Genomic DNA, 24,991 nt, shown 5'->3' on the forward strand with positions numbered 1-24,991 from the left:
CACGGCGGCGATGGGGGCTGCCCGCCGCAACCCACCCCGGAGATCAATGGAACGCAATGTTGCTGCCTCGCTCGTTTTCAAGACCGCAGCCAACACCAAGGTGGCCATGGCCATAGCCGTGGCGAATAATCGTGGTTACGATTCTGTGGCGGAAACCCTGTCCATCACCAGTGCGGGTACCGAGGTTCCTTTTGCCGAACTCAGCGACCACCACGGTGGCCGCTTTCATTACCTGGAATTCACCGAGCCGACCGAGGTGACAGTGGACTATCGGGCAACGGTTCATGGCTTTGGGGAGCCGGACATGTCCAGTCCGATGGAACTGATCAGGTACGTCAGGCCCAGCCGGTATGCGGAGTCGGACCGGTTGCTGCCCACCTCCTACGCGGAGTTCGGAAGCCTGCACGGTGGCGAACTGCTCCATGCAGTCCGTAATTGGGTGAACGGGGAACTGCGATACGTGAGCGGGTCCTCCCGGGGGACTGATGGAGCTGTGGAAACCTTGCTTCACCGCAAAGGCGTGTGCCGTGACTTCGCCCACCTTGCCATTGCCCTCTTGCGGTCCAAGGATGTCCCTGCGCGTTTGGCTGCCGTGTATGCCCCCGGGTTGAGCCCCATGGATTTCCACGCTGTTGCCGAGGCACACATCAACGGAGCTTGGCACATCATCGATCCCACCGGTCTCGCGCCCCGCGAATCCATGCTCCGCATTACCGCCGGGCGGGACTCTGCGGATACGGCGTTCCTGTCCACCGTTGGCGGCAGCCTGACCCTGAAGACACTCAAAGTCAGTGCCTCGGTCAATGGAGAGCTCCCGGTAGAGAACCCCCGGGAGCTCATCAGCTTGCGTTAGTGTCCGGCGACGGAAGCGCGGAGTTTCTCCGTCAGCCGCAGAAGCTCCTGTTGCTCATGGGCTGTAAGCGCAGGCGCCACCAAGTTGGCGATGTCCCGCACATGTTCACGGCCGATGGTTTTTTGGAGCTCGCTGCCGGCTTCGGTGAGTGAGAGCAGGACCCCTCGGCCGTCGTCGGGCGCAGTTGTCCGTTCCACCAAACCGCGTTTCTCCAAGCGGTCTACCAAGCGACTCAGGCTGGACTGGCTCAGCAGGACTTTGTCGTTGATTTCGTTGAGTCGAAGCTGACCCGAAGGGCATTTGGACAACGTAAAGAGGACATCGTATTCCTTGACAGGAAGGGTCTTGAACGCTGGTCCCGACTGGAGCTTCCGCATCACCGCCACCTGGGAGCGGAACAACGACTCCCAGGTTTCGGCGGCGAGGCGAACGGCGGAGGACGCCGAGGGGCTGGACATCAGGCGTCCTGCCCCGCAGTACCCGCGGTAGCGGATTCACTGACCTTGGCTTCCAATGCTGCGGCAACGCGTGAGGCGTGCGTCGGTGCGTCCGGCACGTGCGCAGGCTTCATGGCGGCGTATTCCTTGCGAAGTACCGGCAAGACTTCCTCGCCGAAGAGGTCCAGCTGTTCCAGAACCGTCTTCAGGGGCAGGCCGGCATGGTCAATCAGGAACAGCTGCCGCTGGTAGTCACCGAAGGCCTCGCGGAACGTCAGGGTCTTCTCGATGACTTCCTGCGGGCTGCCCACGGTCAGCGGAGTCTGTGAGGTGAAGTCCTCCAAGGACGGTCCGTGTCCGTAGACGGGTGCGTTGTCGAAGTAGGGGCGGAATTCCTTCACCGCATCCTGGGAGTTCTTCCTCATGAAGAACTGACCGCCAAGGCCAACAATTGCCTGATCAGCCGTGCCGTGTCCGTAGTGCTCGTAGCGCTCACGGTACAGGCCGATCAGCTGCTGGTAGTGCTCCTTGGGCCAGAAGATGTTGTTGGCGAAGAAACCGTCCCCGTAGTAGGCGGCGACTTCCGCGATCTGCGGTGTGCGGATGGAGCCATGCCAGACGAGGGGGGCGACGTCGTCGAGCGGACGCGGCGTGGAGGTGAAGTTCTGCAGGGGTGTACGGAACTTGCCGGACCAGTTGACAGTGTCTTCATCCCACAGCTTGCGCAGGAGGCTGTAGTTCTCGATCGCGAGCTCGATGCCGTCCTGGATGTTCTTGCCGAACCAGGGGTACACCGGCGCAGTGTTGCCACGGCCGAGGACCAAATCCACGCGGCCATCTGAGAGGTGCTGGAGCATGGCGAAGTCTTCAGCGATCTTGACCGGATCATTGGTGGTGATCAGGGTAGTTGCCGTTGACAACGTGATGCGCTCGGTCTGGGCTGCGATGTAAGCCAGAGTGGTGGTGGGGGAGGAGGAGAAGAAGGGCCGGTTGTGGTGCTCGCCGAGGGCGTACACGTCCATGCCGATTTCTTCGACCTTCTTGGCGATGGCGACGGAGGCCTTGATGCGCTCGTTTTCCGTGGGCGTGCGGCCCGTGGTGGGGTCAGTGGTGATGTCGCTGACGCTGAATACGCCGATCTGCATGATGTGCCTTTCTCCCTGCCCGAAGTCCCGGGCTCTGTAAACAGTGTACCTCAAACTAGATGCATTTGCATGTATCGATACCTGTAACAGGACAGGCCCGGGAATTGTTCCCGGGCCTGTCCATCAAGGGGGATTCTGTTGGGAGCCCGCTATTCTGCGGGATTAATGGCTGCGCGGCGGCCCGTGACGCGCGGAATCATGCCAGTGGTCCAATCCTGGAAATCACCCGATCCGGAACTTCCGGTCCCGCCGGGTCCGTCGCCGGGTGTTGCAGTGGGCTTGTCCTGCAGGGCCTTCTGCAGATCCTTCTTCTCCCGGCGGCCTTCCACGAGTTTGTAGAGAACCGGAACCAGGACCAACGTCAGCGCGGTGGACGAAACCAATCCACCGATCACTACGATTGCCAGCGGCTGGGAAATGAAACCGCCGCCGCCTGTGAGGCCCAACGCCATGGGAGTCAGGGCGAACACGGTGGCCAGGGCAGTCATGAGGATGGGCCTGAGTCGCCGGCGGGCACCGTGTGTGATGGCTTCGGCGACGTTCATGCCTGGACTGCCGTCATGTGGTTTGCGGTATTGGTTGATGAGGTCGATCAGCACAATGGCGTTGGTGACAACAATGCCCACCAGCATCAGCATGCCGATCAGGGACGGCAGTCCCAACGGAACGCCGGTGACCAACAGCAGGCCCACGGCGCCCGTTGCCGCGAACGGAACAGAGACCAACAGGATAAGGGGCTGAATGAGTGACTTGAAGGCGGCCACCATGATCACATAGACGATCGCGATTGCGGCCAGCAGAGCCAGGCCCAGCTGCCTGAAGGACTCAGCCTGCTGCGTAGTGGCACCACCGATGGTGGCCGTCACCCCCGCGGGCAATTCCACTGCTGCCAGCCGCTCCTGAACCGCGGCACTGACACTGCCCAGATTGGATCCGGAAGGTGTCACGGTCACTCGTGCTGTTCGTTGTCCATTACTGCTGGTGATGGAGACGGGGGTGTCAACTTGCTCGACGGCGGCAATCGCCTGCAGTGCCACACCGCCACTGGATGTGGGGAGTTGGAGCGCACGGACTGCGGCAATGCTGGTGAAGCGCGTGCCTTCGCCGATCTGAACCGGGTAGTCGTTGGTCTCAATCCGGACCGTGCCGGCGGGAATGGGGCTCACGGTGGATGCGAGGAACGCGCCTACTTGCTCTTCTGTGAGGCCTGCCGCCACGGCCTTGGCACGGTCCACACGGACTTGGACCACCGACTGCTTGGAAGCGAGGTTCGTGGCGACTTCCGAGCTGCCCGGAACCCCCTCCATGGCTTTGACCATGGCATCACTGGCTGTCTGCAGGTCAGCGGAGTTCGCGGCCCTGATGGTGATGTCCACCGTGGAGGATGTGCCGAAGCCGCCCTGCTGGGATCCCACCGTCACCTTCCCGGCAGCCCCTTCAAGCTTGGCACGGACCTCGTCCTGGAGTTTGCCTTGGTTTACTTTGTCGTCAGTGACAATGGTGAACGTCGAGTTGGATGAACCAGTGGAGGTCAGTGCAGCGAAGCCTGTCTGGGCATTTCCGGAAGTAACCTGCACGTCCTTGATGCCCTCAATGCCTTTGAGGGATTCCTCGATTTTGGAAGCTTCATCGCTGGTGGCTTGCAGGCTGGTGCCCGCCGGAAGAACCTGACGCACCGTCATGCTGTTCTCGCCGGAGCGGCCCAAGAGATCAGTGGCCAGAAGCGGCGAGACGGCTATAGTGGCCACCAGAATCAAGGCTGCTGCTGACAAGGTGATGACCGGATGTTTCTGCGTCTTCGCGAGAATCGGAAGGTATCCGCGCTGGAGGCGGCTCCGCTGCTCGGCCTCCCGGGCTTTCTCGGCAGCTTCTTTGGCAGATGCTTGTGCCTCAGAACCCTTTCGAGGGGAGGACAGGAACCAATAGGCCAGCACCGGAACGATCGTCAGGGAAACCAGCAGTGATGACAAAAGCGCGATGGTTACGGTCAAGGCGAAGGGCCGGAACAGCTCACCGGCGAGGTCGCCCACAAAGGCGATGGGGAGGAATACGGCCACCGTGGTCAAGGTGGAAGCCGTGATGGCCCCGGCTACCTCCCTGATGGAGGTCAGGATGGCTGTCAGCTTGTGTTCGCCGTAACTCAGATGCCGCTTGATGTTCTCGATCACCACGATGGAATCGTCAACCACACGTCCAATCGCGATGGTGAGGGCACCCAGGGTAAGGATGTTCAGCGAATAACCCGTGGCTGAGATGCCGATGAAGGTGGTCAGCAGGGACAGTGGGATGGAGACGGCCGTGACCAGCGTGGAGCGTACGGACATCAGGAAAACCAGGATGACAGCCACGGCGAAGCCCAGGCCAAGGAGTCCTTCGGTGGTGAGATCCTTGATGGACTTTTCAATGAACGGAGCTTGGTCAAAGACCGGCGTGAAGGTCGCGTTGTTGCCGAGTTCCTCTTCCATAGGGCCGACGACGTCCCTCACGGCGTGCGAAATCGCCACCGTATCACCCTCCGGCTTCTTGGTGACGGAGAGGGCCAACGTGGGTTTACCGTTGGTACGCGTGATGGACGTGGCGGCGTCGTCCTCGATGCTGACGTCGGCAACGGCTCCGATGGTGGCGCCATTCTTTGCACCGGTCAAAGGAAGTCCCTTGATGATGTCCAGGGAATCCACCGGGCTGCCGAGCTGGAGGGAAAGTGTCTTGCCCTGGTCCTCTATGGTGCCCACAGGAACCAACGTGCCGTTGTTCTTCAGCGCGTTGCCGATGGACTGGACAGAAGCTCCTGTAGTTGCCAGATCCGCGGGGCGGGGCTGGATCAGGATGTGCTGGCTGGAACCGCCGGTCACATCGGCGCCACGGACGCCGTCGATCTTCTGCAATCGGGGAACGCTGAGTCGCAGGAGATCAGCGTTGAGCTCGCTCAGTGGCTTGTCTGAGGAAACCGCCAGATAAACGATCGGGAAGTCGCTGATGTTGCCGGCGATGGACTGGGGTTCGACGTCGGCCGGCAGCACGCGCTTGGCGTTGGAGATGGCCCGGTCGATCTGGTTGCGCGCCCGGTCCAGGTTGGAGCCGTAGGTGAACACCATGGTGATCTGCGAAACGCCGTTGCGGGACGTAGAGGTTGTGGACTCTAGTCCTTCGACGCTGTTCAGTGCTGTTTCCAGCGGCTGGCTCAACTGCTTGTCCACAACCTCGGGGGAGGCTCCGGGCATGGAGGTCACCACGGTGATCTGCGGGAACTCGATTGAGGGTATGAGTTCCTGCTTGAGCGACCCCATGGTGATCACGCCGAACACCGCCGCAAAGACGGTGATCAGCGCGATCAGGGCCCGGTTTCCCAGGGACAGTTTGGCCAAGCGGAACATTGCATTGACTCCTGCGGTCTACGTAACGATTCGACTGACGGGAACCGGCCGCAGCCCCGGTTATGACCTAGCCTTGAATGGCGTTGGCCACTTCCAATTGCAGGGACCTGGCGGTGCTTGCTTCCAGTTCGGCGGCAAGGTCCGGATTCTCGTTGAGCTTGACGCCGTAGCCCGGCATCATGTCCTTGAGCTTGGACTGCCAGCCCTTGAAGTTCTTGGGGAAGGACTTCTGCAACAGTTCGATCATGATGGGCACAGCCGTGGACGCGCCCGGAGAAGCGCCCAGCAGTGCGCCGATGGAACCATCGCGGGAAGCAATGACTTCGGTGCCGAACTGCAGGACGCCGCCCTTCTGCGGATGCTTCTTGATGATTTGTACACGCTGACCTGCAGTGATCAGTTCCCAATTGCCCCCGGAAGCTTCCGGGTAGTACTCGCGCAAGGCCTCAACCTTGGCCTCGTGCCGCTTGGCAACCTCCTTGATGAGGTAAGCGGTGAGGTCCATGTTGTCCTTGGCCACGGCCAGCATGGGAATGATGTTTCCGGGTCGGATGGACAGCGGAAGGTCCAAGTAGCTGGAGGTCTTCAGGAAGTTAGTGGAGAATCCGGCGTACGGGCCGAAGAGGAGGGAGCGCTTGCCGTCCACATAGCGGGTGTCCAGGTGCGGGACGGACATGGGCGGCGCGCCGACCGACGCTTGGCCGTATACCTTTGCGCTGTGCTGGGAGGTGATGGCGTCGTCCGTGCAACGGAAGAACTGTCCTGAGACGGGGAAGCCTCCATAGCCCTTGCTTTCAGGAATACCGGATGCCTGAAGCAGGTGGAGCGCACCGCCGCCGGCTCCCACGAAGACGAACTTAGCGTGGATGCGGCCGTGCTCGCCGGACTTGGGGTGCTTGATGGACAGATCCCATCCACCGCCTGCTGCACGGTGGATGTTGGTGACATCGTGCCCGTAGTTGACTTCGGCGCCGCTGCTCTGCAGGTAGTCCGTCAGCTCACGGGTCAAGGCGCCGAAGTCGACGTCGGTACCTTCAGCCGCCCGGGTGGCGGCCACGCGCTGCTTGCGGTCGCGGCCCTTGACGATCAACGGGGCCCACTTGGCGATCTGGTCCTGGTCCTCGGTGTACTCCATGCTGCGGAACATCGTGTTGGGCTTAAGGGCCTCGTACCGGGTCTTGAGGAAGTTCGCGTGGTCATCACCAATGACGAAGCTCATGTGCGGAACCGTGTTGATGAAGCCCTTGGGAGACCCGATGACTTTGCTGTCCACAAGATGGGACCAGAACTGGCGGGACAGCTGGAACTGCTCGTTGATGTGCAGGGCCTTGGAAGGGTCTACGGAACCGTCTTTTGCTGCGGGGGAGTAGTTAAGCTCACACAGCGCAGCGTGGCCGGTGCCGGCGTTGTTCCAAGGTCCGGAACTTTCGAGCCCTGCTTCGTCGAGTCGTTCGAACAGGGAGATGGTCCAGGTGGGTTCAAGTTGCTTGATGAACGCACCGAGGGTGGCACTCATGATTCCACCGCCAATAAGGACGACGTCTGCATGTTGAGTCTTGGAAATGAAGGTCACGATCAATCTCCGTTAGCGGCGGCACTGGCTGTCACAGAATATCCCCGTGCAGACTCAATACTGAAATTGCGGGGAATCGTCAAGGCTTTAGGCGGACGTTTGTGAAAACTTCGTTGAGGACAGGGGAAGCCGGGTAGCTTTCCACCTTGTCGGACAGCGCCAGCGCCGAGATGGGGAAGGCGATGGGCACAGCTGGTACTGATGCCGCGATCTCTGCGTTGATGGCCTGGTACTGGGCGTTGCGTTCGTCGCCCTCGGGCATGGCGCGTGCTCGTTCTATCTTGTGGAACACTTCCGAGTCGGCGTAACCGAACTCGGCGCGTGTTTCGCCGAACAGGGGTCCCAGGAAGTTGTCTGCATCCGCATAGGAGCCGTTCCAGCCGAGCAGGTGCAGGCCCCGGTCACCGGCCGACTGGACCCGTTGGAGGTAGCCGTCTTCCCAGTCGATGGGAACCGGTTTGATGTTGAAGCCGACGGCCACGAGTTGGCGGCTGAGTTCGGCGTAGATCTTTTCCGGGGTGGGCATGTAGGCCCTCGTGGCATTGAGCGGGTAGTAGAACTTCAGCTCTTCACCTTTGTAGCCAGCCTTCTTCAAAAGCTCCTTGGCTTTTTCCGGGTTGTATCCCAGGGAGGGGGCGTTGTTGTTGAAACCGCTCAGCTTGGGCGGTACGAACTGTGATGCCTGCGATGTGTTGTCGATGAAGAACTTGCGGATCAAGGTCTCCTTGTCTATCGCCATCTCGATCGCTTGGCGCACCTCAGGTTTTTCCAGTGGTGCAACAGCCTGGTTGATCCCCAGATACATCACCGAGAAGGGGTCGCGCTGGATGATCTGGACACCCTTTTTGACCAATTGGTCAAAGGTCCCTGAGGTCACCAGGTCATAGGCATCGATCTTGCCGTCCAGAAGGGCCTGCTGGCGTGATTCCGCGCGATCGTAGGGGATGAAGTTGATGGTTGCGATCTGGCCCTTGTTGCCCCAATAGCCCTTGTAGCTGGAAAGTGTGAGCTTTTTCTCATCCCACCCGGTGAATTCATAGGGGCCCGTGCCCACCGGGTGGCCGGCGTAGGCGGACATGGCCTGTCCGTTGCGTACCTGGTCCAGGATGTTGGCTTTCTGCGCCTCCAGGGCGGCCGGGGAAGATATTGCGAAGGCCGGGAGAGTCAGCGCTTGAAGGAATCCGGTGAACGGGCGCGTCAGATTGATCTGGACATCGCTGGCAGAGACCACCTTGCAATCTTTGAAGATGGAGAACACCGGCTGGTCCGAGTACGCCTTGAAGACGCTCTGGAAGGAGATGCCCGGTGCTTGATTCCTGAGGCCCTCAGGAAACGTGAACCAGCGGTTGAAGTTGGCGCATACGGCGGTTGCATCCAAGGCAGTGCCGTCGTGAAAGGTCACGTCGGAGCGGAGCGTGAAGTCGTAGCTCAGCCCGTTGTTGCTGTCCTTCCACTCCGTGGCGAGGAGGGGTGTGGTTTGGCCTGTTTCCCCATCCACCCCCACAAGTCCTTCGAGGACCTGGCGGGTGACACGGTAGGACTCGGAATCAGCTGTCATGGCAGGATCGAGGCCCAGAGGCATGGACGCTGTACCGAAATTGAAGGTTGCCGTTGGTTCGACCGCGGGGGAGTTGCCGGTGGACGACGACGGTGACGGCCCCGGGGTTCCGGTGCACCCTGCCAACCCCAAAGCCAGTACTGCAGCTCCGAACTGCATGCCCAGGCGCCGCATTTTGCTGCTTGCCACTCGTGTCCCCTCAAGCCGGTTGGAAGTGCTGTGGCCGGCTTCGGCCAGACCGTATTCCAGTCTAGTTGAACGTCCTGAGTGCGCTTCCCAGTACCTTTCCAGGTGTCCACCGGCTGCTTGAGGAGAAAAATACCCCCGGTTCTGCAACCGGGGGTATTCATGTAACTGTGCGCAAGGGGGGACTTGAACCCCCACGCCCGAAGGCACAGGAACCTAAATCCTGCGTGTCTGCCAATTTCACCACTCGCGCTGGCAGGCAATGTGACCGTCTATGGGGACGGCCACTGCCACTTACCGGCCTCCAGTGTACCTGCTAGTTGTCCAGCTTGAGATCCCGCCGAAGCTTGGCAACGTGCCCGGTGGCGCGCACGTTGTATTGGGCCAGGGAAACCTTTCCGTCGGGATCAATCACCAAGGTGGAGCGGATCAGACCCATGTAGCTGCGCCCGTAGTTCTTTTTCTCACCCCAGGCACCATATGCCTCGGCTACAGCGTGGTCCTGGTCCGAGAGGAGCCGGAAGGTCAGCTGTTCTTCTTCGGTGAACTTTGCAAGTGCCTTGACGGAATCGGGGGAGACGCCCACGACTTCGTATCCGGCAGCCTGCAACGACCCCAGCGTGTCGCGGAAATCGCATGCTTCCTTGGTACATCCGGGAGTGGAAGCGGCGGGGTAGAAATAAAGGATGGTTTTGCGTCCGCGGAGATCCGACAAGCTCAGGCTTTTGCCGGTTTCGTCCTGAAGTGTGAAGTCCGGGGCGATGTCTCCCGGGATAAGTCGTTCAGCCAAAATATGCTCCTTGCCAGTGTTCGCGATTTACCAGTTTAGTGGGAGAAGCCGCGTCCACACCGCTTCCGCGCATATACTGTCGGCATGCCAGATATGGAGAGATGGCCCACCACCCGTTTGCTTTCGACAGCTGCGCGCCTGGTGGAAATCTCGTGGAACGAAAAATTGAAGTCCATTGGTCTTACCCACGCCGGTGTCATTGCCATGCAGGTGTTGGCTGCCAAGGGTGCTATCACCCAGGCGGCTTTGGCCGAAGTTGCGCGGGTCAAAGCCCAAACAATGGGTACTACCCTCGCAAGGCTTGAGCTGCACGGGCATGTCACCCGACAACGCAGTGATTCAGACCGCCGAAGTCACGTGGTGACCCTTACTGACGCCGGTATTGCAGCTCTTGCAGAAGCAGTAAAGCTTGAGCAGGATGTTTTGTCTCCCGTTGCCGTGGATACCGCCCGGCTTCGGGAGGAACTCCGGATCGTTGTCCGCGGATTGGCCGGGCTGCCGGCGCCGGAGCAGGAAGCCCACGAGATCGACACTGACTTGCCGCAAGTCTGACCTAAGCCTGTGGCCGGGGTTCCTTCGGGAAGCCCGGCATGGAACGCGAAAGGCTCCGGATCGTAGCTACGATCCGGAGCCTTTCCTTGTGGTGCACCCCCCGGGACTCGAACCCGGAACCCATTGATTAAGAGTCAATTGCTCTGCCAGTTGAGCTAGAGGTGCGGCCATTGTTTCGGCTTATTCAAGGAATTCGCATTCCCCATTGACCTCCGCAACGACAAATCACTCTACACCACTTTTTTATGGCCGCGGACCATTATGGGCAAGGCGTGATGAACGCCATGTGGTTGGGCTTCGAAAGCGGTGTTGAATACAACAAAAAGGCCTTGGAGTGATATTCACTCCAAGGCCTTTCCTTGGTGCACCCCCCGGGACTCGAACCCGGAACCCATTGATTAAGAGTCAATTGCTCTGCCAGTTGAGCTAGAGGTGCAGCTGTTGATTTCGATCTCACCCGAGAAGCTTTTCTTTCTCCGGCGATCTCCGCAACGACATGTAACTCTACACGACTTACTCCCAAGTGTGAAATCTGCAGCTCTCCGCCTGTGGCGTCACTGCCCAGGCCTCAGAATCAGCGCAAAATCAGGGTTTTTGTTGTTGCTGATGACCCAAAGGGTGCCGTCGGGAGCTCTGGCTACATCCCTGAGGCGCCCATATTGTCCTGTGAAATAAGCCACAGGGGAGCCCGCAGTCTCCCCATCGAGCGGAACCGCCCACAGTCGTTGGCCGCGAAGTGCCCCGGTATAGGCCACGCCATCCACGATTTCGAGTCCACTGGGTGAGGCATCGGACGTTGACGGCCAAACCACCTTCGCGTCAATCAGGCCGCTGCGGCCCGGCGCGCCGGTCACCGTGGGCCAACCGTAATTGCCTCCCGGGGTGATCAAGTTCAATTCGTCATCCACATCCGGGCCGAATTCGCTGGCCCAAAGATGCCCGTCCCCGTCCCAAGCCAGCCCCTGCACGTTTCGATGCCCGTAGCTGTACACAGGATTGTCGCCGAAAGGATTCCCCGGTGCCGGGCGGCCCTCCGGAGTGAGCCGGAGGATCTTGCCGCCCAGGGCGTTTGTGTCCTGCGGCTGCTCCCGCCGCTGAGAGTCGCCGGTGCCTACGTAAAGGTACCCGTCGGGGCCGAACCGGATCCGGCCGCCGTTGTGCGTGGAGGCTTTGGGCATTCCGGAGAAGATCACTTCAGGCTCGCCCAAAGTCAACGTGCCACCTGCATCTCCCGTCAGTTTCATGCGCGCAATCCGGTTGTCGCCCGGGGAAGTGAAATATGCGTATAGCCATCGGTTCGTTGCGAAGTCAGGAGAGAGGGCCAAGCCCAGCAGCCCGCCTTCTCCGCCGGGTTCGACGCCGGGCACCTCGCCGACAGTTGCAGCTTGGCCGTTTCGAATGCTCTTGACCTGGGCGGAGTCGCGCTCAGACACTACGGCTGTGCCATCCGGCAGGAAGACCACCGACCATGGCAACTGCAGGCCGACGTCGAGCTTTTGGGCGACTTCCGGGATCTGTGGGGTGGTGGGCGTTGCCTCCCCGGGTCCCGAGGTCGACGGCCCTGAAGTGGCTGCACCGCCCTGCGCAGGATTGGTGCCCTGGCTCGTTGATATCTCAGGTGTTGCCGCGGTCCCGGGCGACGACGGGCTGCCGGTACATGCCGTCAAGGCAACCACCGGCGCAACAAGCAAGGCAAGCGCAGCGGCAGGCACCAACCGCTTACGCCGTTCCGAACGGTGCCTGCCTGTGGTCATGACCGCCGTGTTCCTAACTGCTGTTCGCTGCCCCCTTGCCGGGGGCCTTGGCCCGACTCAGTGCCTGCTGCGACGTGGTGGCCGGAAGCCGGCAGCTTCGGCGTGCGCGGATGATTCGAACCACACATCGGCAGTTGCCTCGTCATAGCCCGCAGAATCTTCGTCGTGGTAGGTCATGGCTGATGCGCTGGCTTTGACGGGATAACCGTCCCCTGGTGCGCTGGAGGAGCCGGCGCCGTAAGGGTGCTCGACGGCCAGATGACCCGAGCCCGCCGAGTCTTCGGCCGCGGCTGATTCGGCACCGGGCAGGGTGGGTGAGTGTGCGTCGGTGTACTCGTGGTGGTGGACCGCGGAGCCGCCCGCATCTGTCCAGGACGATTCCCACTCCGCCTTGTCTGCTGCGGCATCGGTGCCTGCGGTGCCCGCGGCAGATGCCCCGGGGGACTCCGGAGCGGAGGTTGCAGCAGGTGAACCCGCGTCCCAGTCGTCTACATCGCCGGCGTCTGCCGCGTGGACCTTTGCTTCGGTGTCCACTACTGGCTCGTCCACTACGGGTTCGTCAATGACAGGCTCGGCCACCGAGGGTGCTGCGATGACGGGTTCCGCAACAGTCAATCCGGGTGTCGAAGCCGGCTGGATGTCAGAGGCGATAACTGCCGGTGAATCGTCGACGACGTTACGCGGCTCCGCCTCCGCGTCGGTTGTGGCGGGGGAGGCCCCATGGGTTTCTTCGGAAGGGGTGGGTCCTGAAGAGGCAGGTTCGACGCCGCTGGATTCCCTGACATCAGGCTCGTAGACCTCTGGCTCGTCGACAGTAGGGCCGCTGCCCTCGGCGGCCGGCTTACCGAAGTTGGTCACCCCGGCCAGGCCCGCCACACCTGCTGCGGCTACTCCGGCATCCGGGATGGAGGCCGTGTTGCCGGGCGCCGTCGCTGCCGGGGGAGTAGTGCCGGAAAGTCCGGCGGTGCGATCATCAGCGGGGTTTTGGCTTGAGGTTGAATCGATATTTCCTGTCTTGTTGCGGTTCATGAGCCACCAAACAATCGCGACAACCAAAACAATGACAATTACCCAAATTAACCAGTCCATGGGGGAGGCCCTTCTGCTCACAGGGGTGCAGCTCGTGGTAATCCCGACGTTACGTGCCCGCTAATGGGCTGTCCAGCGTTTGACCTGCTGCTTCGCAGCCCGAAATTATCAGCCTCCTGACTATGCGGGCCCGAAAATAAGCAGGAAACAGGTAATTCCCTCCAGTCGCCTGGCCAGGCTCCATGGACATCAAAAGGCCGCAGGATTCTGTGCAAATTGGCAGGCCGGAAGTGTTGGCGCCACCGTCGCGGCCATGAATGTCACGGCCTCGGCGGTTTCGCAGCAGCATCGGATATAGCCACAGCCATGGCAAGGCCGGACTCCACAACTGAACATACGAGAAATGGTGAGGAAGTCGCTGCCGGAGTCCAGGCCCTCATCAGTCGGACAAATGGACAGACAGTCGCAACATTCGAAAGTCCGGGCTTAACCCGGCGTGCAACAGCGTCGGCAGGTGCCCGGTACACATAGACTTTGGACCATGAGTGACACCACCCAAATTGCGACAGACAACACCCCGGACATCAAACCCCGCAGCAGGGTGGTGACCGACGGCATTCACGCGGCACCGGCCCGTGGCATGTTCCGCGCGGTGGGCATGGGCGACGACGACTTCGCCAAACCGCAGATTGGGGTCGCCAGTTCTTGGAACGAGATCACCCCCTGCAATCTCTCCCTGAACCGCCTCGCCCAAGGTGCCAAGGAAGGCGTCCATGCAGGCGGCGGTTTCCCCATGCAGTTCGGCACCATCTCCGTTTCAGACGGTATCTCCATGGGTCACGAGGGCATGCACTTCTCCCTGGTTTCCCGTGAGGTGATCGCAGACTCCGTGGAGACCGTGATGCAGGCCGAGCGCATCGACGGCTCGGTGCTCCTGGCTGGCTGCGACAAGTCCCTCCCGGGCATGCTCATGGCCGCTGCCCGCCTGGACCTCGCGTCGGTCTTCCTTTACGCAGGCTCCATCATGCCGGGCTGGGTCAAGCTTGAAGACGGCTCGGAGAAGGAAGTCACCCTTATTGATGCCTTCGAGGCAGTGGGCGCTTGTGCCGCCGGCAAAATGAGCATGGAAGACCTCACCCGGATCGAAAAGGCCATCTGTCCCGGCGAAGGCGCCTGTGGCGGCATGTACACGGCCAACACCATGGCCTGCATCGGGGAGGCCTTGGGCATGTCCCTCCCGGGTTCGGCCGCCCCGCCGTCGGCAGACCGCCGTCGTGATGATTTCGCCCGTAAGTCCGGCGAAGCGGTGGTCAACCTGCTGCGCCTGGGCATCACGGCACGTGACATCATGACCAAAAAGGCGTTCGAGAACGCCATCGCCGTCACCATGGCGTTCGGCGGTTCCACCAACGCCGTGCTGCACCTGCTCGCGATCGCCCGCGAGGCCGAAGTTGAGCTGACGCTGGATGACTTCAACCGCATCGGTGACAAAATCCCGCACCTGGGCGACCTAAAGCCTTTCGGCCGCTACGTAATGACCGACGTCGACAAGATCGGCGGCGTGCCGGTCATTATGAAGGCACTGCTCGACGCCGGACTGCTGCACGGTGACTGCCTCACCGTGACAGGGAAGACCCTCGCCGAAAACCTTGCCTCGATCAACCCGCCGGACCTTGATGGCAAGATCCTCCGCGCGTTGGACAACCCGATCCACAAGACCGGCGGCATCACCATCCTCCACGGTTCAATGGCCCCGGAAGGTGCCGTCGTGAAGAGCGCAGGCTTCGACGCGGACGTCTTTGAAGGAACTGCGCGTGTCTTCGAACGCGAGCAGGGCGCCCTCAGCGCGTTGGACAACGGCGAAATCAACAAGGGCGACGTCGTGGTTATCCGTTATGAAGGCCCCAAGGGTGGTCCCGGCATGCGCGAAATGCTGGCCATCACCGGAGCCATCAAGGGCGCAGGCCTTGGCAAGGACGTCCTGCTGCTGACCGATGGCCGCTTCTCGGGTGGCACAACAGGCTTGTGCATCGGCCACGTTGCGCCTGAAGCCGTCGACGGCGGGCCCATTGCCTTCGTGAAGGACGGCGACCGCATTCGTGTGGATATCGCCGCACGCTCCTTCGACCTCCTGGTGGACGAGGCCGAGCTCGAAGCCCGCAAGGAAGGCTGGGAACCGCTTCCCGCCAAGTTCACCAAGGGTGTGCTGGCCAAGTACGCCAAGCTTGTCCACAGTGCCTCCACCGGAGCGTACTGCGGATAACTCCTGCCGGACTCCGGCTGTCATGAGCCGGCCGGAGTCCGGCAGGCGGACATCACTGTCCAAATAGTGAGATATGGTAGAGGTCAATTGACACGTATCTCACTTAGAGGGAACACTGAACGCATGATCACATTCGTTACCGTCGGCGTCGTCGTCCTTACCAAGCGCGTGGCTTAGCCCGACTGGTAACGAACCGTCACGCGCAAACCCCTCGAAGAGCCGGAAGGCTGAGGGGTTTTTTTATTCCCCGAAGCAAGACCCATCTATTGAAGATCCACTAAGGAAGAGTCCGATGAGCAAAGGATCGCCGATCAGCCCCTCGCTGATGGCTGCAAAGTCCGCTGGAGCCCACAAAGCTCCGGAAAAGGTCGACCGTACGGCTGAGGCCGTCGTCGTCGACGCTGCTGCACCTCTCTCTCCTGTACTTGGGCCGAACACCGTTGTACCCCCAACGGTGATGTCCGGCTCGCAAGCAATTGTCCGCTCGCTCGAAGAACTCGGCGTGGACGATATTTTCGGTTTGCCCGGTGGCGCGATCCTGCCCACCTATGACCCCTTGATGGCTTCCAGCATGAATCACATCCTGGTCCGTCACGAACAGGGAGCCGGCCACGCCGCGCAAGGCTACGCCATGGTTACCGGACGGGTTGGCGTTTGCATCGCCACCTCAGGACCCGGTGCCACCAACCTCGTTACCGCCATCATGGACGCCCACATGGACTCCGTGCCGATGGTGGCTATCACCGGCCAGGTTTCCAGCGGAGTCATCGGCACCGATGCTTTCCAGGAAGCGGACATCGTGGGAATCACGATGCCCATCACCAAGCACTCTTTCCTGGTCACTGACCCCAATGACATCCCGCATGTCATGGCAGAGGCGTTCCACCTGGCATCCACGGGCCGTCCGGGCCCGGTCCTGGTGGATATTGCCAAGGACGCCCAGGTTGGCCAGATGACCTTCTCCTGGCCGCCGAAAGTCGATTTGCCCGGCTATCGTCCCGTAGTGCGGGGCCACAACAAGCAGGTCCGTGAAGCTGCCAAGCTGATCGCTGCCTCCAGCAAGCCGGTCCTCTACGTGGGCGGCGGTGTGGTCAAGGGCCACGCCTCTGCAGAGCTCATGGAGCTCGCGTTGGCTACCGGCGCTCCCGTGGTCACCACCTTGATGGCCCGTGGCGCCTTCCCGGATTCGCATCCGCAGCACGTGGGCATGCCCGGCATGCACGGTTCCGTCTCCGCCGTTACCGCCCTTCAGCAGGCGGACCTCCTGATCACGCTGGGAGCCAGGTTTGATGACCGCGTCACCGGTGTGCTGAAGACCTTTGCCCCGTTTGCCAAAGTCATTCACGCTGACATCGATCCCGCGGAGATTTCCAAAAACCGCACTGCCGACGTCCCGATCGTTGGCTCGGTCAAGGAAATCATTCCGGAGCTCACCGAGGCCGTTAAGACGCAATTCCAACTGAGCGGGACCCCGGACCTGGATTCCTGGTGGGCCTTCCTTGGCAACCTTCGCGACACTTACCCCCTGGGATGGACCGAGCCTGAAGATGGACTGACCGCCCCGCAGCGCGTGATCAAGCGCATCGGTGAGCTCACAGGTCCGGAAGGCATCTATGTAGCCGGCGTGGGCCAGCACCAGATGTGGGCAGCGCAGTTCATCAAGTACGAGCGCCCTCACGCCTGGCTGAACTCCGGTGGTGCAGGAACCATGGGATACTCGGTTCCGGCAGCCATGGGCGCCAAAGTGGGTGAACCGGACCGCGTGGTGTGGGCCATCGACGGTGACGGCTGCTTCCAGATGACCAATCAGGAACTTGCCACCTGCGCCATCAACAACATCCCCATCAAGGTCGCCATCATCAACAACTCCTCGCTGGGCATGGTCCGTCAATGGCAGACACTGTTCTACGAGGGCCGCTATTCAAATACGGATCTGAACACAGGCCACGACACCGTCCGGATTCCGGACTTCGTGAAACTGGCTGATGCTTACGGTTGCGCGGCACTGCGTTGTGAGCGTGACGAAGACATCGACGCCACCATCCAGAAGGCTCTCGAAATTAATGACCGCCCGGTGGTCATCGACTTCGTCGTCAGCCCCAACTCGATGGTGTGGCCGATGGTGCCTTCGGGCGTCAGCAATGACCAGATCCAGGTTGCACGTAACATGACCCCGGAATGGGAAGAGGAGGACTAGGCATGAGCCGTCACACACTGTCTGTTCTGGTCGAAGACAAGCCCGGCGTGCTGACCCGCGTGGCCAGCCTCTTCGCCAGGCGAGCGTTCAACATCAATTCCCTTGCTGTGGGACCCACCGAGGTTCCCGGCATGTCCCGCATGACGGTTGTCGTCGACGCCGACGGCGACCTCATCGAGCAGGTCACCAAGCAGCTCAACAAGTTGGTCAATGTGATCAAGATTGTTGAGCTGACTTCCGAATCTTCCGTACAACGAGACCACATCCTGGTCAAGGTACGTGCGGATGCCGCGACACGTCTGCAGGTTACCCAAGCTGCAGACCTGTTCCGTGCCGCAGTCGTCGACGTCTCCACAGACTCGTTGGTGATTGAGGCAACCGGTACCCCCGAGAAGCTCGCTGCGCTCTTGTCAGTGCTCGAGCCGTTCGGCATCCGTGAAATCGTGCAGTCCGGCACCTTGGCCGTTGGACGGGGATCCCGCTCCATGAGTGACAGGGCGCTCCGCTCCGCGTGAATCGCCGGTTCGGTGAGCCCAGTACCGCAGCACCATTATCAATATCTACGAAAACCACTCAAGAGGAGTTACGCAAGTGACTGAAATGTTCTATGACGACGACGCAGACCTGTCGATCATCCAGGGCCGCAAGGTAGCAATCGTTGGCTACGGCTCGCAGGGCCACGCCCACGCACTGAACCTGCGCGATTCCGGGGTCGAGGTTGTTATCGCGCTGAAGGACGGCTCAAAGTCGGCCGCCAAGGCAGAGGACGCAGGCTTCACTGTCAAGAACGTTGCGGACGCCGCCGAATGGGCCGACGTCATCATGATCCTGGCACCGGACCAGCACCAGCGCTCGATCTACAACGACTCCATCAAGGACAAGCTGACCGAGGGCAAGGCCCTTGCGTTCGCACACGGTTTCAACATCCGCTTCGGCTACATCGAAGCTCCGGCCGGCGTTGACGTTATCCTGATCGCCCCGAAGGCTCCGGGGCACACCGTGCGCCGCGAATTCGAAGCCGGCCGCGGTATCCCGGACATCATTGCTGTAGAGCAGGACGCAACCGGTTCCGCTTGGGACCTGGCCAAGTCCTATGCCAAGGCAATCGGTGGAACCCGTGCAGGCGTCATCAAGACCACCTTCACCGAAGAGACCGAAACCGACCTCTTCGGCGAGCAGTCCGTCCTTTGCGGCGGCGTTTCCCAGCTGGTCCAGTACGGCTTCGAAACCCTGACCGAAGCCGGCTACCAGCCGCAGATCGCCTACTTCGAGGTTCTCCACGAGCTCAAGCTCATTGTTGACCTGATGTGGGAGGGTGGCATCGCCAAGCAGCGCTGGAGCGTCTCCGACACCGCAGAGTACGGCGACTACGTCTCCGGCCCGCGCGTCATCACCCCCGAGGTGAAGGACAACATGAAGGCTGTCCTCGCGGACATCCAGAGCGGGGCTTTCGCCAAGCGCTTCATCGACGATCAGGACAACGGTGGCACCGAGTTCAAGGAACTTCGTGCCAAGGCAGAGCAGCACCCCATCGAAGAGGTCGGCCGCGAACTGCGCTCCCTGTTCTCCTGGCAGCAGCAGGACGCTGACTACGTTGAAGGTTCTGCAGCCCGCTGATCCTTCGGTGCCGGCCTAGCGGCTGCGCACTACGACGCCCGTCCGGCGAACAAAGCCGGGCGGGCGTCGTCGCGTATGATCCACCGTTTCTCCACCGAGTTGCGCAGCCGTCAGGGCTGTGAACTTCTTCACAACCGCTGCCGGTCCGGCCGTAACATCCCTCCCCGGCACCGGAATCCCCGCCCGGATTCGATATTCTGGGCTGGTCCCGGCGCCGAGCCCCGGGCCACGCATCCGCTCCTTGTCCAGTTCTGTCCAAAGTTGTCCAAAGTAAGGTGCCACCCGTGTCAGCCAGCAAACCCGTCGTCCTCCTCGCCGAGGAACTTTCGCCCGCCACAGTCGAGGCACTGGGCCCGGACTTTGAAATCCGACAGACCGACGGCGCCGACCGTTCCCAGCTGCTGTCCGCCATTGCCGACGTCGATGCCATCCTGGTCCGCTCGGCTACCCAAGTGGATGCCGAAGCAATCGCTGCGGCGAAGAACCTCAAGGTCATCGCCCGTGCAGGCGTGGGCCTGGACAACGTGGACATCAAGTCTGCAACGCAGGCCGGCGTCATGGTGGTCAACGCCCCGACGTCCAACATCGTCTCTGCCGCAGAGCTCACCGTGGGGCACATCCTCAGCCTCGCCCGCCACATTCCGCAGGCCAGCTCTGCGTTGAAAAACGGCGAGTGGAAGCGCTCAAAGTACACAGGAATCGAACTCTTCGAAAAGAAGATCGGCATCATCGGCCTGGGCCGCATCGGCGCTTTGGTTGCTGCACGCCTCCAGGGCTTCGAAACCGAGATCCTCGCCTACGACCCCTACATCACGGCCGCACGCGCAGCCCAGTTGGGCGTCAAGCTGGTCACCTTGGATGAGCTGCTGCAGAATTCGGACTTCATTACCATCCACATGCCCAAGACACCGGAGACGGTAGGCATGCTGGGCGCTGACGCTTTCCGCAAGATGAAGGAATCCGCCTACGTCATCAACGTGGCACGTGGCGGCCTCGTGGACGAAGAGGCGCTCTACACTGCGTTGAAGGAGGGACAGATTGCCGGCGCCGGTGTTGACGTCTTCGTCAAGGAGCCCAGCACCGACCTGCCGTTCTTCGAACTCGACAACGTCATTGTGACCCCGCACCTGGGTGCGTCCACCGATGAGGCACAGGAGAAGGCAGGCGTATCAGTTGCCAAGTCCGTGCGTCTAGCCCTCGCCGGCGAGCTCGTACCGGACGCCGTGAACGTTGCCGGCGGGGTCATCGCTCCGGACGTGCGCCCTGGTATCCCGTTGATCGAGAAGCTGGGGCGGATCTTCACTGCGCTGACCCACGCTTCCCTGACGCAGATCGACGTCGAGGTAGCCGGTGAAATTGCCGCACTGGACGTCAAGGTGCTCGAACTTGCCGCACTGAAGGGCGTTTTCGCCGATGTGGTCACGGAGCAGGTCTCTTACGTGAATGCTCCGGTGATTGCCGAACAGCGCGGCATCAACACCCGCCTCATCACCACCCCGGACGCTGAGGACTACCGCAACGTCCTGACCATCCGTGGTGCGCTTAGCGATGGCTCCCAGATCTCCGTTGCCGGAACCCTGACAGGCCCCAAGCAGGTTGAGAAGCTTGTAGGAGTCAACGGGTACGACGTCGAAATTCCCATCAGCGAACACCTGGTTGTTGTGGCATACGCCGACCGTCCGGGCGTGATCGGCACCATCGGACACATCCTGGGCATGAACAACATCAACATCGGCGGGATGCAGGTGGCACGCCAGACCGAAGGCGGCCAGGTTCTCGCGCTCCTGACCATCGACAGTTCCGTTCCGCAGCAGGTGCTGGAAGCCATCAAGGCCGGCATTGGCGCAGAGATGGTCCGTGAAGTGGACCTGGAGGACTAGCACTGATCCTTATCAGTTAGGTTCGCGTGCCGGCGACACACCTTGGCACGCAGGAGTGGCCGGTCTGCTTACAATGGCTGGGTCCGGGATTCGGACCCGGCAGCAGGCCGGCCACAACTTTTTGCACATACAGCCCGGTATTCCTCTGTGTCTTTTGAGGAATCACGGAGCATGTGTGCGCGCCCGCAATCAAGGTCTCAGGGAGCCCAATGAACGCCGTCCAAAGGTTCATCAGAAGCCGTGTGCTGCTGCTGACCGCGGCCATTTTGATCGTCGCCATGTGCTTGTCCGTCCTCGTCCAGAGCCAGTCGCAGGCGGCTCTGAACAGGACAGTGGACGAGAACTCGCGGGGACTCTACGACATATTGGTCCAGGCAAAGCCTGATCAGTCACAAGATGGCGACGGCGGTGCATTGATCCAGCCGGAAATCGCCAACGGCCAGGGCGGTATCAGCTTTGAACAGCTGGAGAAGATCCGGACCATGGGCCAAACGGCCGTGGCCGCGCCCATCAGCCTGGTCTCGCGTGTATCGCAGAACCTTGAGGCCCCGCGCCTTAATGCCATGGACTACCTGGGCTACAACGCAGGGCTCGCCGGCGCAGTAACCGCGGGGGACCCCTCCGCCATGGATTCCAGCAAGTGGCCTGCAGCGGAATCAGTGCTGTCCGATTCCCCTAAGAAGTACCGTCTGACCGCCTCTGCCACGAGCTCTGACGGCGTGAACCAACAGACCCTTTTCAAGACCAGTGCTGAAGGTACCTTGGGCAAGGGCCGCCTGATCCAGGAACAGACTGCGGGCGGCACCAACGTCCGGATCGCCGGCCCTGAGGGTGAGACTGGGGTCAAGTTCCCGGCCCCCGCACTGGGTTCGGAGCACAATCTGTTTAATCTCTCCGTGGCGCTTCCCCTGGCACCTGAGGTGACGGAGTCCGTCGTCGCCGTCGACCCCGCCGCTGAGCGCGCGCTGCTGGGCTCCGCAGGAGACTTCCTGGCACCGCTGGAAAAAGCTCCTCCGGCAGACGCGCGTGACGCCGGCGCAATCGGGCGCCACTTTGAAAGTCTCTTCACCACTGGCCTCAGCATGGACCAGTTGGAAGAAGGCCCGGACTTCCTGGGCGTCAAGCTCAAGTACTGGGCGCCGCTGATGACGCAGTACCAGCAGGCCAAGCGCGACGGCCTGCTTACTGAGGACTCCCAAGCCATCCCGCTGATTGTCCGTTCCGGCACTTCCCTTGACCTGCAGTACTCGGTGAAGATCGAGGAACTTGACGCAAGCGGCAAGGTGGTCAAGGAGGTTGGCACCGTAACGCGGTCCTTGGACAAGGACTACCTTCCGTTCGTGTCCAAGTCCCCGTTCGCCCTCGAATGGCCGGGATCCACTGACCACAGCCAATTGCTGGGCAGCACGGCTTCCTTCAGCCAGGGCTTGTACAACCCGGCCACCTGGAGCACCGCCTTCGCCGCAGCTCCGAAGTATAGGGATGGCGATGAAGCCGCCAACGGGGCAACGGAAAAGAGTGCAACGCCGGGGGACTGGGTAACGGTCAACCGTTTGCCGGAGAAGTCCTCCTTCGGGGCGGCCGTGGACCAGACGCAGCGTAAGCCGGTGGACGAGCGTTCCTACCGGGAAGACCTGGAAACAGGCAAGAAGCCGGCTACGCCGCTGCCCATGGTGTACGGAACATTTGACCCGGCCGCGGTGAAGTCTGCTGCCGGGGACGTGAACAAGCTTCCCTTGGGCGGCTATGACCCCACTCCCATGACCCTGAGCAAGGACGCTGAGGGCAAAGAGGTGGAGGGCACGGAATTGAAGCCGTCCCTAAGCGCCACGGGTCTGGTCAGCCAGTCCGCCGGCGCCATCACCGACTACTACGGCCTGGCAGCAGCGCGTGGTTACGACACCAACGCTGACGTCATTGACGCCATCCGGGTCAAGGCCTCAGCAACCGGCAACTGGAAGACTGCACAGCCCGAGGTGGAGAAACTTGCCACCCAGATCCGCGAACTTGGCCTTGAGGCCACTGTCGTGGCTGGTTCCGCCCGTGAAGACGCAAACATTTTTGTCCCCGGCTACAGCAAGGACGACGCCGGCAAGGAATCACCGCTGGGCACCGTCAACCAGTCGTGGGTGCGCCAGGACGCGGCCGATGCCGTTTCCGGCTCCCTTACCGGAACCAACATCACCCTGCTGTTCCTGACGCTTCTTGGAGCCACACTCCTGACGGGTGCTTCCACGGTGAGCTACATCCGCCAGCGCAGGAGCGAAGCCGGAATCCTCCGCGCCATGGGCTGGACGCAGAAACGCATCCGATCCTGGGTCCTGGAAGAGTTCGCCGTGGGTGCCGCAGCCCTCGCTGCCGTTGGACTTGTGCTCAGTTTGCTTAGCTGGAACATTGCCACCGTCATTGTCTCGGTGACCATGCTTGTCATCTACAGCGGTGCTGCATTGCTGGCCGCCCAACAGTTGCGACACCGCGTGGTCATTGATCAGGAACCGCAGCACGATGAGCGCCTGGTGACTGTGGACTCGCCCCTGACCTTTGCCAACAGGCAGCTGACCACCAACCGTTTCAACTCGATCTCCCTTGCTGTGGCAGTGGGCGTTTTCGGCGCTGCGGTGGGTGCCCTGATTGCACTCCTGATAGACATTCCCCGAGCTGCCGGCGCCAGTGCCCTGAGTGGTCTTGCCGCGGCAAGCATCGCCTTGCCGAGTGTGATCCTGGCTGTCTTTGGTGTGGTTGTTGGCCTGCTCCTGACTTTGGTCACCGGCCGGTTCGAGCTCCATGCCAAACGCGAGTACCTCGGTACTTTGCGTGCCATGGGTTGGAACCCGGACATGCTGGGCCAGGTCCGCTTCTTTGAAAACGCACTTGTGGGCACAGTGGCACTTCCCTTGGGTGTTCTTGGCGCCTTGGGGCTGGGACTTCTCCTGGCTCCCTACGCGGCTCTTTGGGCCGGGCTGGCCGGTCTGCTGGCCGTAATTTGCTGGATTCCGATTGCAACGAAAGTAGTCAAATGACTGACAACCTCAACCCCGAGCTGAAGGCCACCCCGGAATCCGCGGAAGAGTCATTGCAGACCCGCGCCAACACCATCGTGAGGGCCACGGATCACGCAACACCGTTGGAACTGAGCCGGGTCACCATCCACTACGGTGGCGATAAAGGCGGCGCCGAGGAAGTCGACGTCGTGGACGACTTCAACCTCACCCTCCACTCGGGTGAGATGCACTGCATCGCCGGACGAAGCGGCTCCGGTAAGACCAGTATCCTGACGGTCAGCGCCGGTCTCACGCTCCCGACGTCGGGCAAGGTCTTTTGGGAAGGCCAGGCGCTGGACACCATGGGCGACGACGAGATCGCGGACCGCCGCCGTGCATTGATCGGCTACGTGGACCAGGGCGGCGCTCTGATTGACGGCATGAGCGCGCTGGAGAACGTCCTGCTTCCGGCAGTGCCCGACGGCGAAGTGGAACAGCGTACCGAGATGGCCAAGGACCTCCTGGATCTGGTGGGCCTCGGCCGCCGCATGCGTCACCGTCCGGCGCAGCTTTCCGGCGGTGAACGCCAGCGCGTAGCTATTGCCCGTGCCCTGATCCTGGGAACCCGCGTACTGGTGGTGGACGAGCCCACCGCCAGCCTCGACCGTGCCGCGGCCAACCGCATCATCGGCATTCTCAAGGACACCACCAGCGATGGCATTGCCGTTCTGGTTGCCTCCCACGACCATGAGCTGGTACGGCTCAGCGATACGCTGACCGAACTTAACTAAGCTATTCCATC

At 61.4% G+C, this 24,991-nt stretch carries 17 protein-coding genes and 3 tRNA genes; 9 read left to right on the forward strand and 11 right to left on the reverse strand.

Going from position 1 to position 24,991, the window contains the following annotated elements; genetic code table 11:
* The first annotated feature begins 46 nt into the window (after positions 1 to 46).
* The gene (locus tag J7I86_RS10365) at positions 47 to 853 is read left to right on the forward strand and encodes a transglutaminase family protein (protein WP_214819434.1); all 807 of its coding nucleotides are present in this window, start codon (positions 47 to 49) and stop codon (positions 851 to 853) included.
* Here the strand turns inward: J7I86_RS10365 and J7I86_RS10370 are convergent.
* From J7I86_RS10370 to bcp, 7 genes are all read right to left on the reverse strand, one after another.
* The gene (locus tag J7I86_RS10370) at positions 850 to 1,311 is read right to left on the reverse strand and encodes a MarR family winged helix-turn-helix transcriptional regulator (RefSeq protein ID WP_214819436.1); all 462 of its coding nucleotides are present in this window, start codon (positions 1,309 to 1,311) and stop codon (positions 850 to 852) included. The genes J7I86_RS10365 and J7I86_RS10370 overlap by 4 nt on opposite strands.
* Positions 1,311 to 2,435, reverse strand: coding sequence for an LLM class flavin-dependent oxidoreductase (locus tag J7I86_RS10375; protein ID WP_214819438.1), 1,125 nt, complete (start codon positions 2,433 to 2,435; stop codon positions 1,311 to 1,313). The genes J7I86_RS10370 and J7I86_RS10375 overlap by 1 nt, the downstream gene beginning before the upstream one ends.
* 149 nt (positions 2,436 to 2,584) lie before the next feature.
* On the reverse strand, positions 2,585 to 5,809 hold the full coding sequence (locus J7I86_RS10380; RefSeq protein ID WP_214819440.1) for an efflux RND transporter permease subunit: 3,225 nt from the start codon (positions 5,807 to 5,809) through the stop codon (positions 2,585 to 2,587).
* A gap of 67 nt (positions 5,810 to 5,876) precedes the next feature.
* Complete coding sequence (locus J7I86_RS10385) at positions 5,877 to 7,382, reverse strand: malate:quinone oxidoreductase (protein WP_214819442.1); 1,506 nt, start codon at positions 7,380 to 7,382, stop codon at positions 5,877 to 5,879.
* 79 nt (positions 7,383 to 7,461) lie between these two features.
* Entirely contained in the window at positions 7,462 to 9,129 is a 1,668-nt protein-coding gene (locus tag J7I86_RS10390) for an ABC transporter substrate-binding protein (protein WP_396019862.1), read from the reverse strand.
* A 168-nt stretch (positions 9,130 to 9,297) separates the two neighbouring features.
* Positions 9,298 to 9,379, reverse strand: a tRNA-Leu gene (locus J7I86_RS10395).
* A 63-nt stretch (positions 9,380 to 9,442) separates the two neighbouring features.
* Entirely contained in the window at positions 9,443 to 9,916 is a 474-nt protein-coding gene (gene bcp, locus J7I86_RS10400) for a thioredoxin-dependent thiol peroxidase (RefSeq protein WP_214819443.1), read from the reverse strand.
* 84 nt (positions 9,917 to 10,000) lie between these two features.
* Between bcp and J7I86_RS10405 the strand changes: the two genes are divergently transcribed.
* A complete protein-coding gene (locus J7I86_RS10405; protein ID WP_214819445.1) occupies positions 10,001 to 10,468 on the forward strand; it encodes a MarR family winged helix-turn-helix transcriptional regulator in 468 nt (155 codons plus the stop codon).
* An 89-nt stretch (positions 10,469 to 10,557) separates the two neighbouring features.
* Here the strand turns inward: J7I86_RS10405 and J7I86_RS10410 are convergent.
* From J7I86_RS10410 to J7I86_RS10425, 4 genes are all read right to left on the reverse strand, one after another.
* A tRNA-Lys gene (locus tag J7I86_RS10410) sits at positions 10,558 to 10,633 on the reverse strand.
* A gap of 195 nt (positions 10,634 to 10,828) precedes the next feature.
* A tRNA-Lys gene (locus J7I86_RS10415) sits at positions 10,829 to 10,904 on the reverse strand.
* A 118-nt stretch (positions 10,905 to 11,022) separates the two neighbouring features.
* The gene (locus tag J7I86_RS10420) at positions 11,023 to 12,222 is read right to left on the reverse strand and encodes a sorbosone dehydrogenase family protein (protein ID WP_214819447.1); all 1,200 of its coding nucleotides are present in this window, start codon (positions 12,220 to 12,222) and stop codon (positions 11,023 to 11,025) included.
* A gap of 57 nt (positions 12,223 to 12,279) precedes the next feature.
* On the reverse strand, positions 12,280 to 13,311 hold the full coding sequence (locus J7I86_RS10425) for a hypothetical protein (RefSeq protein WP_286179518.1): 1,032 nt from the start codon (positions 13,309 to 13,311) through the stop codon (positions 12,280 to 12,282).
* A 481-nt stretch (positions 13,312 to 13,792) separates the two neighbouring features.
* Between J7I86_RS10425 and ilvD the strand changes: the two genes are divergently transcribed.
* The 7 genes from ilvD (at position 13,793) to J7I86_RS10460 (ending at position 24,980) form a co-directional block, all read left to right on the forward strand.
* A complete protein-coding gene (gene ilvD, locus J7I86_RS10430) occupies positions 13,793 to 15,514 on the forward strand; it encodes a dihydroxy-acid dehydratase (RefSeq protein WP_214819451.1) in 1,722 nt (573 codons plus the stop codon).
* A 292-nt stretch (positions 15,515 to 15,806) separates the two neighbouring features.
* Positions 15,807 to 17,711, forward strand: a complete 1,905-nt coding sequence (locus J7I86_RS10435) for an acetolactate synthase large subunit (RefSeq protein WP_214819453.1) — start codon at positions 15,807 to 15,809, stop codon at positions 17,709 to 17,711.
* Between the two features lie 2 nt (positions 17,712 to 17,713).
* The gene (ilvN, locus tag J7I86_RS10440; RefSeq protein ID WP_011775174.1) at positions 17,714 to 18,226 is read left to right on the forward strand and encodes an acetolactate synthase small subunit; all 513 of its coding nucleotides are present in this window, start codon (positions 17,714 to 17,716) and stop codon (positions 18,224 to 18,226) included.
* Between the two features lie 76 nt (positions 18,227 to 18,302).
* Entirely contained in the window at positions 18,303 to 19,328 is a 1,026-nt protein-coding gene (gene ilvC / locus J7I86_RS10445; protein ID WP_309476700.1) for a ketol-acid reductoisomerase, read from the forward strand.
* 284 nt (positions 19,329 to 19,612) lie between these two features.
* Positions 19,613 to 21,208 (forward strand): phosphoglycerate dehydrogenase, encoded by a 1,596-nt coding sequence (gene serA, locus J7I86_RS10450; RefSeq protein WP_214819455.1) that lies wholly within the window; start codon positions 19,613 to 19,615, stop codon positions 21,206 to 21,208.
* Between the two features lie 209 nt (positions 21,209 to 21,417).
* Positions 21,418 to 24,228: an FtsX-like permease family protein gene (locus tag J7I86_RS10455; RefSeq protein WP_214819457.1), complete on the forward strand. Its 2,811-nt coding sequence runs from the start codon at positions 21,418 to 21,420 to the stop codon at positions 24,226 to 24,228.
* Positions 24,225 to 24,980: an ABC transporter ATP-binding protein gene (locus J7I86_RS10460; protein WP_214819459.1), complete on the forward strand. Its 756-nt coding sequence runs from the start codon at positions 24,225 to 24,227 to the stop codon at positions 24,978 to 24,980. The genes J7I86_RS10455 and J7I86_RS10460 overlap by 4 nt, the downstream gene beginning before the upstream one ends.
* Positions 24,981 to 24,991 lie beyond the last annotated feature (11 nt).

The organism is Arthrobacter sp. ISL-95, from assembly GCF_018613695.1.
In the GTDB taxonomy this organism is placed as follows: domain Bacteria; phylum Actinomycetota; class Actinomycetes; order Actinomycetales; family Micrococcaceae; genus Arthrobacter.

Excerpts from the sequence above, each read along its gene's own strand:
- J7I86_RS10420 (WP_214819447.1), bottom strand. The coding sequence starts at position 12,222 with ATGACCACAGGCAGGCACCGTTCGGAACGGCGTAAGCGGTTGGTGCCT.
- J7I86_RS10365 (WP_214819434.1), top strand. The coding sequence starts at position 47 with ATGGAACGCAATGTTGCTGCCTCGCTCGTTTTCAAGACCGCAGCCAAC.
- ilvN (WP_011775174.1), top strand. The coding sequence starts at position 17,714 with ATGAGCCGTCACACACTGTCTGTTCTGGTCGAAGACAAGCCCGGCGTG.
- J7I86_RS10455 (WP_214819457.1), top strand. The coding sequence starts at position 21,418 with ATGAACGCCGTCCAAAGGTTCATCAGAAGCCGTGTGCTGCTGCTGACC.
- J7I86_RS10375 (WP_214819438.1), bottom strand. The coding sequence starts at position 2,435 with ATGCAGATCGGCGTATTCAGCGTCAGCGACATCACCACTGACCCCACC.
- J7I86_RS10405 (WP_214819445.1), top strand. The coding sequence starts at position 10,001 with ATGCCAGATATGGAGAGATGGCCCACCACCCGTTTGCTTTCGACAGCT.
- J7I86_RS10380 (WP_214819440.1), bottom strand. The coding sequence starts at position 5,809 with ATGTTCCGCTTGGCCAAACTGTCCCTGGGAAACCGGGCCCTGATCGCG.
- J7I86_RS10435 (WP_214819453.1), top strand. The coding sequence starts at position 15,807 with ATGAGCAAAGGATCGCCGATCAGCCCCTCGCTGATGGCTGCAAAGTCC.
- J7I86_RS10425 (WP_286179518.1), bottom strand. The coding sequence starts at position 13,311 with ATGGACTGGTTAATTTGGGTAATTGTCATTGTTTTGGTTGTCGCGATT.
- ilvD (WP_214819451.1), top strand. The coding sequence starts at position 13,793 with ATGAGTGACACCACCCAAATTGCGACAGACAACACCCCGGACATCAAA.
- J7I86_RS10460 (WP_214819459.1), top strand. The coding sequence starts at position 24,225 with ATGACTGACAACCTCAACCCCGAGCTGAAGGCCACCCCGGAATCCGCG.
- J7I86_RS10370 (WP_214819436.1), bottom strand. The coding sequence starts at position 1,311 with ATGTCCAGCCCCTCGGCGTCCTCCGCCGTTCGCCTCGCCGCCGAAACC.